The following is a 15,168-nucleotide window of genomic DNA, read 5'->3' on the forward strand; positions in this document are numbered from 1 at the left end:
CCACATCCGCATGCGGCTGCGTTAGCAAGGGAATACATTTTATCAGATGAAGGCCAAATCAATTTAGCAAAAGGGTATGCTCGCCCAATTCGTGAATCGGTTAAATTGCCAGCGGACGTACAAGAAAAGTTGATTGCTACTGATCAATATGACGCGGCTCAACCCATCGAAGATACAGCGGCTTGGGATAAAGCGGCAGCTGGATTAGGACAAACGTGGCAAGAAGACGTACTAACAAAGATCAAATAAGGTGCTAAAAGGGAGTGTTAGGCTATGAATAAAGTGATTTTGGTTGTCTTGGATGGTTTAAACGCTAAAGCGGCACACACCTACATGGGTTTTTTAGAACATTTAATTGAAAACAATCAGTGTGCGGCTTATCGTATGAATGCTGAATTGCCCGCACAATCTCGACCGCTCTATGAAGTCATCCAAACGGGTGTGCCAAGTTATTTGAACGGGATTGTTTCGAATGGAACCGTTCAACGGTCAAAAGAAACCAGTGTGTTTCAACTAGCTAAGGCTGCCGGTTTAAAAACTGGGGCAGCTAGTTACCATTGGGTGAGTGAGTTGTACAACAAAGCGCCGTTTAACCCGATGACGGATCGCATCCAATTGGGTACAGACCAGGCAATTGAAAATGGACTCTTTTATTTTGAAGACCATTATCCAGATAGTCATTTGATAGCGGATGGGGCTTATTTAATCAAGGAGAAACAAACCGACTATACTTTGATTCACTCAATGAACATCGATGATATCGGCCATCAGTTCGGTTCACAAAGCAAAGAGTACGTTCAGGCAGCAGTCAGAATGGATGCCATCTTAGCCAATTATTTGATGGATTGGTTAGCGAAAGGCTACCAAGTTGTGGTAACGGCCGATCATGGTATGAATGACTTCTGCACACACAATGGCATAACGGATGAAGAGCGCCAAGTTCCGTTGTATGTATTTTCAGATAAAGTTGCAGTTGGCGATTACCGTGAGTCACTTGTACCACAACTGCAACTAGCGCCATTATTGTGTCATTTATTGGCGATTGAAAAAAGTGCGGCGATGCAAGAATTGACGTTTATTTAAGGGAGGATAAGGAAGTGACCATTAAAAAAAGACACTGGCGCTATGGCGTTTTCTTGTTGCCATTCATGATCTTAATTGTTTTATTTGAAATTTTACCTTTAGTGAGTATTCTACTTAATAGTGTTTCCCCTATTGGGACAAGCGGTATAACGTTCGAGCATTTTGGTAATATTTTTAAAAGCGATTATTACCGGATGTCTATTTTTAATAGCCTAATGATTGCTGTCTGGTCTTCTGTGATTGGCTTGTCGGTTGCTATTTTAGGGGCCTATGCCATTCATCACGCCACGCCAAAAGTGAAACGATTTTTTATCAATTTGATCAATATGGCTTCAAATTTTCAAGGCATCCAGTTGGCTTTTGCTTTTATTATTTTATTGGGCAATGCAGGAGTGTTGGTGTTGATTGGGCAACAAGTGGGGATTGGGTTTCTAGCACATTTTGATGTCTATTCCAGTACGGGTATTTTGCTAACCTTCATTTATTTTCAGATTCCTTTAGCTATAGTGTTATTGTATCCGTCTTTTGATGCCATTCGCCAAGAATACAAAGAAGCGGCGATGCTTTTGAATGCTTCTACCATTAGTTTTTGGCTACGTGTGGGCATCCCCATTATTTTGCCAAGTCTATTCGGAACGTTTTCAGTTCTCTTTTCAAATGCGTTAGCTGCTTATGCGACACCTTATGCTTTAATGGGCAATAACTATGCCCTCTTACCGATTCGGATTTCAGCGATGTTTACAGGCGATGTTGTGCAACAAGTTGAGTTGGGCAGTGCCTTGTCGGTCATTTTGTTGTTGCTCATGAGTGTAATGACGATTAGCAGTACAACCGTCTTAAAAAAAATGAGAAAGGAGGGGTAATATGCAGAAAAAGCACCCTTGGTTTAGCAACATCATTCTTTTTATCCTTTCCTTTCTTTTGGTCTTACCCTTACTTGGAACACTGGTGAATTCCCTTTTTAGAGATTTTACGAGCATCATTCCAAGAGGCTTTACCTTTTCTTTCTATGCGCAGTTGTTTACCGGCGACAATCAGCTGTTACCGGTCTTAGTACGAACAATCATCATTGCTCTTGTGCCAACAATTCTTTTACTCGTTCTGTTGCTGCTAGCGATGTACGCTACCCAAGTGTATTTCCCAAAATTAGACAAGTACTTAGATATTTTATCGAAAATTCCATATGGGATCCAAGGTGTCATTTTAGCGGTTAGTATTCTTTCATTGTACACAAGTAGCGGTGGTATCTTATCTAACCGGATTTTACTGTTAGTTTGTGCCTATAGCATTGTGATCTTGCCTTTTATGTACCAAGGGATTAAGAATGCACTGCTAACCATTGAAGTGTTGCCTATTTTAGAAGCCGCTGAAATTTTAGGTGCCAATAAAGTTTATGCGTATTTTACCATAGTGGTGCCTAGTATGATGAAAGGCTTGTTCGCAACGATGTTGTTGTCTACTGGGATTCTATTTGGCGATTTTGTTTTAGTCAATATTTTAGCGGGTAGCTACTACAAAACAATGGGCGTTTATTTGAATGAAATTAGAGCCACTTCTGGTCACGCAGCTAGTGCCGTCTCCGTGATTATGTTTCTTGTGATGCTGGTGTTGTCTCTTGGGGTCAATCAACTAAACAAAGAGCCAAAACCTAGACGGAAAAAACAAGAGAAAGTCGTTAAAACGAAACAGCTAATAGAAAAGGAGCGAGTTGGAAATGAGTTACATCGAGTTTAAGAACATCCAAAAATCGTATGATGGAGAAACGATGATTTTAAAAGATTTATCTTTATCTGTTGAAGAAGGCCACCTTGTTACGTTGCTAGGTCCATCTGGTTGTGGCAAGTCAACGTTGCTCCGCTCATTAGCTGGTTTTGAAAGGCTGGATAGCGGCACGATTATGATCAATGGAAAAGATGTCACCAATTTGCCACCAGGTAAGCGAGAAATTGGGATGGTTTTTCAACAATATTCGCTATTTCCTAATATGACCATTGAAGAAAATATTGCGTTTGGTTTGAAAATGCAAAAACAGGATAAAACGGTGATCAAAGAAAAAGTCGCTCAAATGATTGAAATAGTCAATTTAAGCGGCAAAGAAAAAAAGTATCCCAAACAATTATCAGGTGGGCAAAAACAACGCGTGGCGTTAGCTCGAGCAATCGTTAACGAGCCAAAAGTTTTGTTATTGGATGAACCCTTGTCGGCTATCGATGCGCAATTACGTAAAAGTTTGCAAAAGCAAATTCAGCGGATCCAAAAAGAATTAAACATCACAACTATTTTTGTGACCCACGACCAAGATGAAGCGATGATTTTATCAGATGTCGTTCACGTGATGAATGATGGAAAAGTTGAACAGTCAGGCAAACCGACTGACGTTTACACGCACCCTAAAACCCATTTTGTCGCTTCGTTTATGGGCAACTACAACATTTTAGCTCCCGAACAGTTTCAACATTTCTCAAGGGAACACACTGGGGCTAGTATTGCGATACGACCCGAAGTGATTGATTCCTCACGTTTGCCATTTGAACCGGATGAAGAACGCTACACTCTCCACGGGAAAATAGTTGATCAATCAACTAGCGGCAATATTTTAAGCTATTACGTTGATTGTGCCGGTATAAAACTGCGAGTAGATGAGTTGTATCGTTCGTTTAACTTATTTAAAATGGGCGAGGACGTTCACCTAAGTTTTGAAAAACGCAATTGCCTTGAGGTTTGACGTGTAATTGGGTAGAGTAGAAAGGAAGAAATAATAAAGTGGAGGAGATGGAATCATGACTGTTTATGATCAACATATGCACACGCTTTTTTCACCAGATTCATCCGAAACGTTTGAAGAGTATCTGAAACATTCACCTGGGGTACTGGTAACGACGGAACACTTAGATTTCAACGATCGGTTTAGAGAGGGCAAAGACACCCTTTTAGACTATGAACAGTATAGCGCAACAATCGATCAACTAAATGAGAGCTACCCTAATCGTATCCGCAAAGGGATTGAGATTGGCTATACGAAAGAGTCTTATGAGCGAATTCAAAACTATTTAACAGGCAAAGAGTTTGATGTACAATTACTGAGTGTCCATCAAACTAACGAGTACGATTTCTTACAACCGATTGTTAAAGAAAAAGATGTGCAAGATGTGATGGACGAATACTTTCCTTTATTACTAGAGGCAGTAACCAGATTTCCAACCGCTAATGTCTTAGCTCACTTTGATTACGGCATTCGTTTGTTTAATGTTTCTGTAGCGGAATTACAAGGACATCAAACGATATTGAAGCAAGTCTTACAAAAAGTGATCGATAAACAAATGGCATTCGAGTTGAACACACGCAGCATGTACCAATATGGCAATGTAGCACTTTATGAGCAAATGATTGACTGGTATGTGGCATTAGGTGGGAAATCAGTCTCATTAGGCTCAGACGCCCATTCGACTGACTATTACGGGTATCATTTTGAAGATGCGATTGCCTTATTAGAAAAATATGGCATTTCATCCGTTACCGTTTTTGAAAAGCAGCAACCAACCCAATTGCCTTTAAGTAAGATGAAAAAGAGCAACTAAGTGTTTTAATAATGAGAAAGCCTTCAGAGTGTTGAAGGCTTTTTTATATTTTTCGTATTATTTAATGGTTAATGATGGGAAACAGACGAGTCTGGAGTGTTTTTTGTTCCACTTGTCTGAGATACGCAAGTTTATGCTGAGTCAGAGGAAAATCAAGGTTCACTCGGCAGATTTGGTGGGTGAGTGGACGAGTTTTGTGTTTTGGGGTGTTGACTCGTCTAAAATGGAGTTAGATTGATCAGATTACTTTAGATATTGAAGTAATTTTTATAGATTTAGGGTAGCTTTGTTTTTCATGTTTGAAAACAGACGAGTCTAGTGCGTTTTTTGTTTCACTTGTTTGAGATACGCAAGTTTGTTCCGAGTCAGAGGAGAACCAAGGTTCACTCGGCAGTTTTAGGTGGTGTAGTAGCCGAGTTTGGATTTTTACTGTTATGACTGAGCTAAAATAGAGTTACAACCGATCAGGTTACTTTAGATGTTGAAGTGATTTTACAGATTTAGGGTAGCTTTGTTTTTCATGTCGGGAAACGGCCGAGTCTGGAGAGTTTTTTGTTCCACTTGTCTGAGATTCGTAATCTTATGCTGAGTCAGAGGGAAACAGGACTTCACTCGGCAGATTTAAGTGGTGCAGTGGCTTAGTTTGAAGTTTTGGAGTGTTGACTCGTCTAAAATATAGTTATACCGATCAAATTACTTTAGATGTTGAAGTGATTTTAAAGATTATAGGTAGCTTTGTTTTTCATGTTGGGAAACGGCCGAGTCTAGAGTGTTTTTTGTTTCACTTGTCTGAGATTCGCAATCTTGTGCCGAGTCAGAGAGAAACAGGACTTCACTCGGCAGATTTGGTGGGTGAGTGGACGAGTTTGGAGTTTTGGAGTGTTGACTCGTTTAAAATAGAGTTAGATCGATCAGATTACTTTAGATGTTGAAGTGATTTTAAAGATTATAGGTAGATTTGTTTTAATGTTGGAAAACAGCCGAGCCTGGAGTGTTTTTTGTTTTACTTGTCTGAGATATGTGAGTTTATGCTGAGTCAGAGCAGAACCAAGGTTCACTCGGCAGATTTAGTTGGTGTAGTAGCCGAGTTTGGTGTTTTATCAGGTTGACTTAGCTAAGAATAGATTTTTTAATCAATTTACTTAATAAAGTTCGCTCCTTTTATTTTAATTAGCTTAAAAATAGTTGAATTTTATCTTTATATATACTAATAATTAGAATTAATTCAAAAAAACAAAAAAATTGTATTAACTATTTTTATATGAGATAATTAAATAAAAATTAAGTAAATGAGGGAATGTAATGGTCGAAAATGGTATTAAGAAGTTGCCAATAGCTGTAAGCATCAAAGAAGCTTTAGAAATAGCTAATATATCTGCAGAAGTGAATTATAAAATTGGGAAAATAAATAGTGAATTTAAGCATTCCATCGTACATTATTCTTTAATTCAAATTTTATCTTTAAATGAATCTGTTCAATCTACAAGAATTGAGGGGACACAAGTAACCTTTACAGATATGGTAGAGGAAAAAAATGATAAAAATCCTCGTTGGGAAGTCATAGAAGTAAAAAATTACCAACAAGCGTTAAGCGAAGGAGTCGCACGTATTCATCAAGGATACCCAATAAGTACAAGGTTGATTAAAGATTTACATTTAATTATGATGCAAGGAGCTAGAGGGTCTGTTCAATCTTCTGGTGATTATAGAAAAATACAAAATTTTATTGGACCTACAAATAAATTGGAGGATGCTGTTTATATTCCTATAGCAGCAAACGAAATTAACGATTACATGGAAAACTTAGAGTTTTTTATTAATGGAGAAAAACATTCTAGTTTTGAACAAATAACAGATGAAGAGAAGTATGTTTATGAAGAAAAAGAACAGTCTTTAATAAAGACAGCAATTCTTCATGCTCAATTCGAGTCTATCCATCCCTTTTTAGATGGAAATGGACGCTTGGGTAGAATATTGATTGTATTAAATTTAATTAAGGATAATTTGATTGCAGATCCGGTCTTTTTTGTAAGTGAAGAACTAGAAAAAGAAAAAGCGCGGTACTATGATTTACTAAATGGTGTTAGAGGGAAAAATCCGGATTGGGCTAGTTGGATTAAGTTTTTTTTGACAGCTTGTAATAGGATGGCAGATAATCTAATAAATAAATTTAATAACGCGGATGCACTAGCTGCCAAAGGTACAGAAAAACTAACTTTAGATTCAGAAAAAAAAGTATGGATTTATTCATTTTCTGATCCTTTTGCTACAACTCAATCAGTATCTGCGGGGACTGGATTATCAACTGCAACGGCACGAAATGCATTAAATAGCTTAGTAGAAAAAGGATTGTTGTATACAGATAAACAAAGTAAACGAAATAAAAAATATCGGAATTATGATTTGATGCGTATCTTGAGAGATTAAAAAGTAAAGTGGATGTGATAAAGTAAAAAGATCAGAGAAGCTAGAATCAATTATTTATGAATCTGATTTTTCTATAAAAAATTTTTATGTAATTTTGAACAAGAATATATAAATCAATACAAAACTATTTTTAGCTTATACCTTGATGGTAAAAAAATAGATGGGATTAAAATTTAGTATGGTGGGATATCTAGAAGTAACACCATTAATTTATCCTATGGTTATCATGTCAATCTATCGGGAAACTCTATGAATTCTGAAGAACTTGTTAAAGAAATCTGGAAAAACCGACTTTCTCATAACTTTTAATAACTTCTATCCTTATTTATTTACGCATTATTTATTCATAAAAATATTAATAAGGATTACTTTATCGTCATACCTGAACAATAGATCTAACTTATAATTTTAAAGACAAGAATTAGTGTTCTGCAAAAAAATTGGTAGGTGATCATGATCGAATATGAAGAATTATTAAATGCATACAATCAGTTAGAAAAAGAAAACAAAAGATTGAAAGAGAAAATCATGCGTTTAAAAAATATAATTGAACAGCAAATTAGTAAAAATGATTTTGTTATTGAAGAAAACAATGAAAGACGAATAAATAACCATGTGCTAGAACAGAAACAAAAGGTATTTACTAATGGTAATGACAAAATGAATGTGATTAGCAATGATACGTTTAATAAATACGCTCCTTCTGATAAAAAGATTGAGTTATTTATGTCTCTTTTCCATGGAAGGGAGGATGTCTTTGCGAAGAGATTCAATCATTCAAAAACAGGGAAACCTGGCTACGCACCTGTAAAATCAAAACCATGGGAAGCTGATAGTAAAGAATATATTCCTTTAAGTCCATTTATTATTGAGCAACACTTAAGAGGTGACTTTGTAGTTGGAATTTTTCCGATTTGTCTCGATGATAGTTGCTATTTTCTAGCAATTGATTTGGATGAAGCAGAGTGGCAAAGGGATGCAGCTATCTTAAGTAAAATATGTAAGGGTTATCAAATCCCGATTGCAGTTGAACGCTCACGTTCTGGCAATGGCGCCCATATTTGGTTTTTCTTTGAGGAAGCTCTCTCAGCAAGAATCGTTAGAAAAATGGGGACACTGTTGATTACAGCAGCTATGTCATTGGACCATAAAATTGATTTTAAATCTTATGACCGCCTCTTTCCGAATCAAGATACATTACCGAAAGGTGGCTTTGGTAATTTGATTGCTTTGCCATTACAAAAGAAAGCTAGAGAATATGGAAACAGTGTATTCGTTAATCAAGATTTCCAAGAGTATGAAGATCAATGGCATTTCTTAAGTCAAATTAAAAAAATCACAGAAAATGAAGTGAATCAAATTATTCAAGCACTAGTAAAAGAAATCGGATCCGCTTCTATATTGCCGGTGTTGAATAACGAAGAGAGGATCTCAAATAAACAAACGATTTTTTTGGAAAAAATAGATTTTCCTGAAAAAGTAATTTGTATAAAAATGAATCAACTTTATATTAAAAAAGAGGGGATTTCTCAAAAGGCATTAAGCGTTTTAAAACGAATGGCAGCTTTTCAAAATCCTGAATTTTATCAAGCACAAGCAATGAGGAAATCTACCTGGCGAATTCAACGGATGATTTCTTGCAGTGATGAGAATGAAGAATACTTAGTTTTACCTCGCGGCTTAAAAGAAAAATTTGAAAAGTTATTAAGAGAATTGAAAGTGTCTTTTAAAATAGAGGATAAATCTTTTAAAGGCAACAAATTAGCTGTTTCATTTAATGGAACATTAAGAACGGAACAAAAGATAGCTGTCGAAAAGATGTTAACAGAAGACACTGGTATTTTATGTGGAACAACTGCTTTTGGAAAAACAATAGCGGCTCTAAATATCATAGCCGAGCGAAAAGTAAATACCTTAATACTTGTAAACAAAACAAGTTTAGTCGATCAATGGCATGAAAAAATAAATGAATTTCTTGTCTTTGAAAATGAGGAAGACAAAATAGTAGGACAATTAGGAGGAGGTAAAAAAAAGTTAACGAATAAAGTAGATATTGCTTTGCTTCAATCGATGTATCGAAAAGAAAAAGTGCATGAAAGTATCTATAATTATGGGATGATTATTGTAGATGAGTGTCATCATATTTCTGCCTTTAGTTTTGAAAAAGTTTTAAAACAAGCCAATGCTAAGTATATTTATGGTCTAACGGCTACACCAACTAGAAAAGATGGACATGAACCGATTGTTTTCATGCAATGTGGTCCAATAAGATACAAGGATGATGCAAAAAAACAGACAAATAAACGTCCTTTCGAGCATACGGTTATTACTCAATTTATACCGCTTATCTCTGAAATTTATCAAGAGATGAGTCTTCAAGAAATCTATCAAAAAATAGCCGAATCCGATGTGCGAAATGAAAAAATTATCAATGATGTTATTAGTTGTTACAGAGAAGGGAGAAATTCAATTGTTTTAACGGAAAGAGTTTCTCATGTAGAAGCATTAGAAAAACAGTTAATTAAACATATTCCTAATGTCATTGCTGTAACAGGAGCAATGGGTAAAAAAAAGCGAACAGAGATGATGAGAAAAATTAAAGAAACACCCGCAAATAAACCACTGACGATTATCTCTACGGGTAAATATATTGGAGAAGGATTTGATGAACCGCGTTTGGATACCTTGTTTTTAGCTATGCCTATATCTTTTAAAGGAAGAGTTCAACAATATGCTGGTAGGTTGCATCGCTTGTATGATGGAAAGATGGAGGTTCGAATATACGATTATTGTGATATCCATATACCCGTTTTAGAAAGGATGTATCAAAAAAGGTTATCCAGTTACCTATCAATTGGTTATCAAGTTAATATAAATGAAAATGGTGTGAATCAAAGAAGTCTTATATATACGAAAGATACTTATTTTGATCAATTAAAGCAAGACGTAGATAAAGCTGAGGTAGAAATTAATCTTGTGAGTCCAACGCTATCTGAGCAATCCATTGAGCGATTTAAAAAAGAAATTTTGATACCTAATAGTAAAACTAAAATTTTTTCTGTGATGACATCCGATTATCGGGCTTTAAAAAATATAAATTATCAAAAAAACCAAAAAGAACTATCACAACAATTAAAAATAAATAATGTGTTAGTATCACTTCAAATAGATCTTCAACAGCACTGTGTCATTATCGATTCAACGATAGTGTGGTATGGAAACATAGATGTTTTGGGACAAAGTAAAAGGGAAAGTAGTTTTATTCGTTTAGAAAGTCCGTTGATTGCTAAAGAAATAAAAGAGCTTTTAGAAAAGAAAAACGAGAAAAACAGATAAATAAAGATATCCACCATTAAAAACTAAACGAAAGGACTAATATTTAATGGGAAAATTGATGTTACTAGTTCTAGTAGTGTATATGTTAGTATTCGGACTAATTAGTTTAAATCTTTTTATAGAGTTCAAACTGTCTAATTATCGGCATGCAAGCAAACAGACATTTCTACAGACATTTTTTAATAAAGGCAGTTGGGGAGAATACAAGATATACACTATACTCGAGGGAATAAAAGGGGAAAAACAATTATTAACCAATCTTTATCTCCCTAAGAAAGACGGCAGCACAACTGAAATTGATCTGGTGATGATTACGAAGGCTGGTTTTTTTGTTATAGAATCTAAGAATTATGGTGGCTGGATATTTGGTAATGAGGCTAGTCGCTACTGGACCCAGTCCTTTCCAAATAAAAAGAAAGGCAAGTTTTTAAATCCTATTTGGCAAAACAAAGGACACATTAAGGCGTTACAAGAAACACTGTGTATTACGGATGAATCATTGATACACTCAATAATAGTCTTTAGCAATAAGTGCGAATTAAAGAAAATTACCGTTAAAAGTTCAAACGTTAAAGTTATTAAGCGAAATCGACTGAAACATACGTTGAAAAAAAGGTTTGTTGACACTAATCCAAAATTGTCTTCAGAAGAAATAAGTAGTTATGCTCAAGCACTTAAACATTTTGTACATGCTGATGAGGAAACCAAGTTATTGCATAATGAAAGGATTAAAGAAAAATTAAGTCGATGAGAGATCGATTTTTTGGTATATTGCCGTCATAACGAGTATATATCGACCAGTTGCTCCTATTCGTTAGTTGACTTGTCTAAACTAAAACAATAACCTCCCAGTTGATGGAATGAAATCATCAACTGGGAGGTTATTAGTTTGAAGCAGACGAGTGTAGTGTTTTATCCAACGTACTTGTCCAAAACTAACATTATCGGGTAGTCGAATTGCGTAAAAAGAGGTGTTAGTTAGTTATCTACCACGAACACCTAGATCCGATTGACTCGAGTCTTAATTGCGGCCTCTTTTACAGCATTTGTAACAGCTAGACAGACTCTTGGGTCCAAGGCATCTGGGATGACGTAATCTGCCCTTAAATCATCTGTAGCAACTAAAGAGGCGATGGCATGGGAGGCAGCAACTTTCATTTCTTCATTGATGTCAGAAGCTCTAACGCTCAGCGCTCCTTTAAATACGCCAGGGAATGCTAAGACGTTGTTGACCTGGTTAGGAAAATCGCTACGACCAGTACCGATAACCGCAACACCAGCTTTTAAAGCAATGTCTGGCATGATTTCAGGCACGGGATTCGCCATCGCAAAGACAATGGGATCGGGCTTCATGACTTGAATCATTTCGGTAGTTAAACTATTCGCTGCAGAAACGCCAACAAAAATATCGGCGTCTTTTAACGCGGCAGTTAAGTCACCGCGTTGATGGGTTAAGTTCGTTACGTTGGTCATGTGCTGTTGTTCAGAATTTAAATTCGGCGTGTCAGTGGTTAGGATGCCACTTTTGTCGGTTAAGATTAGATTCTTTACGCCGAAGTTTAAGAGGTGTTTGGCAACCGCAATACCCGCAGAGCCAGCTCCATTAACAACAACTTTACTATTTTCAAAAGTTTTGTCGACTAATTTTAACGCATTGATCAAGCCGGCCACAACAACAATAGCTGTGCCGTGCTGGTCGTCGTGGAAAACAGGAATATCCAACGAGGCTTTTAACCGACGTTCGACTTCAAAACACTCAGGAGCAGCAATGTCTTCTAGATTAATTCCACCAAAACTGCCACTAATTTGTTCAATAGTCTGTACAATGGTATCTACTTCTCTTGATTGAATGGTAATGGGAAAGGCATCTACATTAGCGAATTCTTTAAACAGGATGCATTTGCCTTCCATAACGGGCATGGATGCCGCTGGTCCAATAGCTCCCAATCCAAGTACGGCCGTTCCATTTGTAATGACAGCGACCAGGTTATTTTTACGGGTTAAATCGTAGGCTTTATCGGGTTCCTCTTCAATAGCTAAACACGCCTCGGCAACACCAGGCGTATAAGCTAGGGCCAAGTCTTCCAAGCTTTTTATGGAAACGCGGCTGATTACTTCGATTTTTCCATTCCATTCGTAATGTTTTTTTAGCGCTTCTTTTTTATTGTCCATGATAATCCCCCTTACTCTTCAAATGAGAAGCGGTAGTCTGTTAATCCGGCATCGTCTCGAATGGCAATCAATTCTTTTTGAACGGGTTCGTTGACAGGTAGACCTGTTTTCTTGCGTTCTTGCCAAATCAAGTATTCTTTTTCGCCGGCAGTGTAAATGCGTTCTACGCCAGGGGCTTTTGTGGCCGCTCTTAATTCACGCATAATGTCGCCAGTTGTTTTCTTAAAGCTTTCTAATCCCATGAAGGCTTCGGTATCAATTGCAATAAAGAAATGTCCTAAATGGAATTTCGTTTTCTCGCCTTGTTCGCCAATACCTGAAAGCATGCTTAAAAAATTCCCTTGTTGCAAAGCTGATGAGAGTACCTCGACAATTGTGGCATACCCATAGCCTTTGTAACCAGATAATTCCTCGCCAATCCCACCTAATGGAGCTAAAGCTGCTTCGCCAGATTGCAAAGCTTTTAAGATTTCTGGTGAGTCAGTCATAGCTGAACCATCATGGGCAACGACCGTTCCAGCAGGGGTATCTTTTCCTTCACGTTCATACAATTCGATTCGTCCGCGTTGAATAATGGAAGTGGCGCAGTCTAATGAGAAGGGGAAGTCTTCATCGGTAGGGAAACTAACCGTTAAAGGGTTCGTACCCAATTTGTTTTGGACACTGAATGTTGGTGCAATTGACGGACGTGCGTTTGTTCCACTCATGCCAATACACCCAGCATCTGCGGCCATATCGGTGTAATAACCAGCAATACCATAATGGGTAGAATTCCGCACAGCTACCATGCCCATACCGAATTCCTTAGCTTTATCAATCGCCATTTGCATGGAGCGGTGAGCGATAACTTGACCCATTCCATCGTGACCGTCAACAACTGCAGTAGTGGGTGTTTCTCTTATAATTTCAAACTCGGTCACGGGATTTTGGATCCCAGCCTTGATACGGTCAATATAAATCGGCTTAAAGCGGTTAACGCCATGACTTTCAATTCCTTTTTTATCCGATTGCAACAAGACATCTGTACAAATTTTAGCATCCGCTTCAGGTACCCCATAAGCCATAAAAGCTTTCTCAACAAACTCGGTTAAAACTTCCCATTCTACAAAACTAGACATCGTAACTTCCTCCTCAAAATAATTTTTGTGAAAAAGTAAACAATACAGAGTAAGCGCTTACTCTCTCGAATGAAGTTTACCATATAACGATTGTTAACTCAATTGTAGTGGGAGTAAAATAGCGGGGTTTATATTACAAAAACGAGAGTTTCTATTGTTATTTTGGATTGAGTAGATGAGTTTTCAAGTATTCTTTTTAACTCGTCGAATGTAAGCTGGAAACAGCCCAGTTTGACAGTTATTTATAGGGACAGGTCATAGCTAGGATTAACATGGAGGAGTTGACCAATTATCAGCGACAACTCAGCCATTATTTACTCAAATGCGACGAGTTTGAGAGCTATTCTCGCCAATTGGCAATATAGATAAACCTACTTATAAAGTCGATTACTCATTAAATAAACACTAACTTCTTTAAAAAACGTATTTATCTGATGAGAGCAAGTAAATCAATAGGAGGTGTGTGATGGTTTATAGCAAAAGAACAAAACCCATTTCACTGGTTATAATGGAATCGCTAGAACGAAGAACAACGTTATCTAGAAAGCATACGAATTATTTGAGAGGGATGCAGAAAGGCTTTCAAGGTGAATTAGCCTTTGATCGGATGGCTGAGGAGTTAGGTCAAGGATGCGTAATTTTAAAGGATTTATTCTTACAACCTAACATGTCTAATGCTTTTCAACTGGATGCTCTTATCGTAATCGGGGAAACTATCTATCTATATGAGATAAAAAACTATAGTGGCGAATATACTTATGGCCCAGAGATGCTTTTAAAAAAGCCGGACTTTGAATTAAGCAATCCATTGATTCAACTACAAAACACTAAAAATAGGTTAAAGATATTTTTAAAAGAACTCGGTTATGTTTTAGAAATCAAGGCATATGTTGCGTACGTGAATCCGGAATTCACATTATTTCATGCGCCAAAATTAGATACTGTATTGCTTCCAACACAATTAAACAGTCATTTCTCTGAATTAACGATTGAAGCAGCAGCGCTGTTAACACCCCCAAAAAAATTCGTTCAAGATTTGATGAAGCATAATGTTGCCCAGCCTCGATTCATTGAAGATATACCTGAATACAATTTTTCAGATTTAAAAAAAGGGGTTACTTGTGAAGAGTGTGGTTCATTTGAGTTAGTGAACTACCGCCAAAATTATCAGTGTTGTAACTGTGGATTTAAAAATCCACTTCATTCTGCACTGTTAAACACTATTACAGAATACCAACGACTTTTCCCAGAGAGCAAACTGACGACAGGAATGATGTATAACTGGTGCAATAAAACAGCTTCAAAAAAGAGGATCAAGAGGGCACTTAACGAAATTAGAGGCAAACAATGAGATGTTGCCTTTATTGCGCAATTTTTGGACGAGTGAGTGATAGATAAAGGCCAACTGGTCTAAAAAAGAATAAAAAAGCTGAGTGAGAAAGATTATTACTGTT

The 15,168-nt window shown here is 36.9% G+C and carries 12 protein-coding genes and 1 pseudogene; 11 read left to right on the top strand and 2 right to left on the bottom strand.

What is annotated here, in order from left to right:
• From WBF61_RS00970 to WBF61_RS01015, 10 genes and pseudogenes are all read left to right on the top strand, one after another.
• Positions 1-249: pseudogene (locus tag WBF61_RS00970) on the top strand (ABC transporter substrate-binding protein); the annotation flags it as partial.
• A gap of 24 nt (positions 250-273) precedes the next feature.
• Positions 274-1,083 (top strand): alkaline phosphatase family protein, encoded by an 810-nt coding sequence (locus WBF61_RS00975; RefSeq protein ID WP_424253126.1) that lies wholly within the window; start codon positions 274-276, stop codon positions 1,081-1,083.
• Positions 1,084-1,148: 65 nt separating this feature from the next.
• A complete protein-coding gene (locus WBF61_RS00980) occupies positions 1,149-1,946 on the top strand; it encodes an ABC transporter permease (protein ID WP_424253144.1) in 798 nt (265 codons plus the stop codon).
• Between the two features lies 1 nt (position 1,947).
• Positions 1,948-2,817 (top strand): ABC transporter permease, encoded by an 870-nt coding sequence (locus WBF61_RS00985; RefSeq protein ID WP_424253128.1) that lies wholly within the window; start codon positions 1,948-1,950, stop codon positions 2,815-2,817.
• Complete coding sequence (locus WBF61_RS00990) at positions 2,798-3,808, top strand: ABC transporter ATP-binding protein (RefSeq protein WP_424253130.1); 1,011 nt, start codon at positions 2,798-2,800, stop codon at positions 3,806-3,808. The genes WBF61_RS00985 and WBF61_RS00990 overlap by 20 nt, the downstream gene beginning before the upstream one ends.
• A gap of 55 nt (positions 3,809-3,863) precedes the next feature.
• Entirely contained in the window at positions 3,864-4,661 is a 798-nt protein-coding gene (locus WBF61_RS00995) for a histidinol-phosphatase HisJ family protein (protein ID WP_424253132.1), read from the top strand.
• Between the two features lie 659 nt (positions 4,662-5,320).
• Positions 5,321-5,593: a hypothetical protein gene (locus tag WBF61_RS01000; protein ID WP_424253133.1), complete on the top strand. Its 273-nt coding sequence runs from the start codon at positions 5,321-5,323 to the stop codon at positions 5,591-5,593.
• Between the two features lie 370 nt (positions 5,594-5,963).
• Positions 5,964-7,088, top strand: a complete 1,125-nt coding sequence (locus WBF61_RS01005) for a Fic family protein (protein WP_424253135.1) — start codon at positions 5,964-5,966, stop codon at positions 7,086-7,088.
• Positions 7,089-7,541: 453 nt separating this feature from the next.
• Positions 7,542-10,424 (top strand): TOTE conflict system archaeo-eukaryotic primase domain-containing protein, encoded by a 2,883-nt coding sequence (locus tag WBF61_RS01010; RefSeq protein WP_424253136.1) that lies wholly within the window; start codon positions 7,542-7,544, stop codon positions 10,422-10,424.
• Positions 10,425-10,470: 46 nt separating this feature from the next.
• Positions 10,471-11,175, top strand: a complete 705-nt coding sequence (locus WBF61_RS01015) for a nuclease-related domain-containing protein (RefSeq protein WP_424253138.1) — start codon at positions 10,471-10,473, stop codon at positions 11,173-11,175.
• Positions 11,176-11,423: 248 nt separating this feature from the next.
• Here WBF61_RS01015 and WBF61_RS01020 read toward each other — a convergent pair whose 3' ends face one another.
• On the bottom strand, positions 11,424-12,596 hold the full coding sequence (locus WBF61_RS01020) for an NAD(P)-dependent malic enzyme (protein ID WP_424253139.1): 1,173 nt from the start codon (positions 12,594-12,596) through the stop codon (positions 11,424-11,426).
• 11 nt (positions 12,597-12,607) lie between these two features.
• Positions 12,608-13,714: an Ldh family oxidoreductase gene (locus tag WBF61_RS01025; protein WP_424253141.1), complete on the bottom strand. Its 1,107-nt coding sequence runs from the start codon at positions 13,712-13,714 to the stop codon at positions 12,608-12,610.
• 466 nt (positions 13,715-14,180) lie between these two features.
• Here WBF61_RS01025 and WBF61_RS01030 point away from each other — a divergent pair, with 466 nt between their 5' ends.
• Entirely contained in the window at positions 14,181-15,065 is an 885-nt protein-coding gene (locus tag WBF61_RS01030; protein ID WP_424253143.1) for a nuclease-related domain-containing protein, read from the top strand.
• The last annotated feature ends 103 nt before the right edge of the window (positions 15,066-15,168 follow it).

The sequence above is a fragment of the Carnobacterium sp. genome, from assembly GCF_049673005.1.
GTDB lineage: Bacteria > Bacillota > Bacilli > Lactobacillales > Carnobacteriaceae > Carnobacterium_A.

Coding starts and splice junctions, on each gene's coding strand:
- WBF61_RS00975 (WP_424253126.1), top strand. CDS start 274: ATGAATAAAGTGATTTTGGTTGTCTTGGATGGTTTAAACGCTAAAGCG.
- WBF61_RS00980 (WP_424253144.1), top strand. CDS start 1,149: ATGATCTTAATTGTTTTATTTGAAATTTTACCTTTAGTGAGTATTCTA.
- WBF61_RS00985 (WP_424253128.1), top strand. CDS start 1,948: ATGCAGAAAAAGCACCCTTGGTTTAGCAACATCATTCTTTTTATCCTT.
- WBF61_RS00990 (WP_424253130.1), top strand. CDS start 2,798: ATGAGTTACATCGAGTTTAAGAACATCCAAAAATCGTATGATGGAGAA.
- WBF61_RS00995 (WP_424253132.1), top strand. CDS start 3,864: ATGACTGTTTATGATCAACATATGCACACGCTTTTTTCACCAGATTCA.
- WBF61_RS01005 (WP_424253135.1), top strand. CDS start 5,964: ATGGTCGAAAATGGTATTAAGAAGTTGCCAATAGCTGTAAGCATCAAA.
- WBF61_RS01010 (WP_424253136.1), top strand. CDS start 7,542: ATGATCGAATATGAAGAATTATTAAATGCATACAATCAGTTAGAAAAA.
- WBF61_RS01015 (WP_424253138.1), top strand. CDS start 10,471: ATGGGAAAATTGATGTTACTAGTTCTAGTAGTGTATATGTTAGTATTC.
- WBF61_RS01020 (WP_424253139.1), bottom strand. CDS start 12,596: ATGGACAATAAAAAAGAAGCGCTAAAAAAACATTACGAATGGAATGGA.
- WBF61_RS01025 (WP_424253141.1), bottom strand. CDS start 13,714: ATGTCTAGTTTTGTAGAATGGGAAGTTTTAACCGAGTTTGTTGAGAAA.
- WBF61_RS01030 (WP_424253143.1), top strand. CDS start 14,181: ATGGTTTATAGCAAAAGAACAAAACCCATTTCACTGGTTATAATGGAA.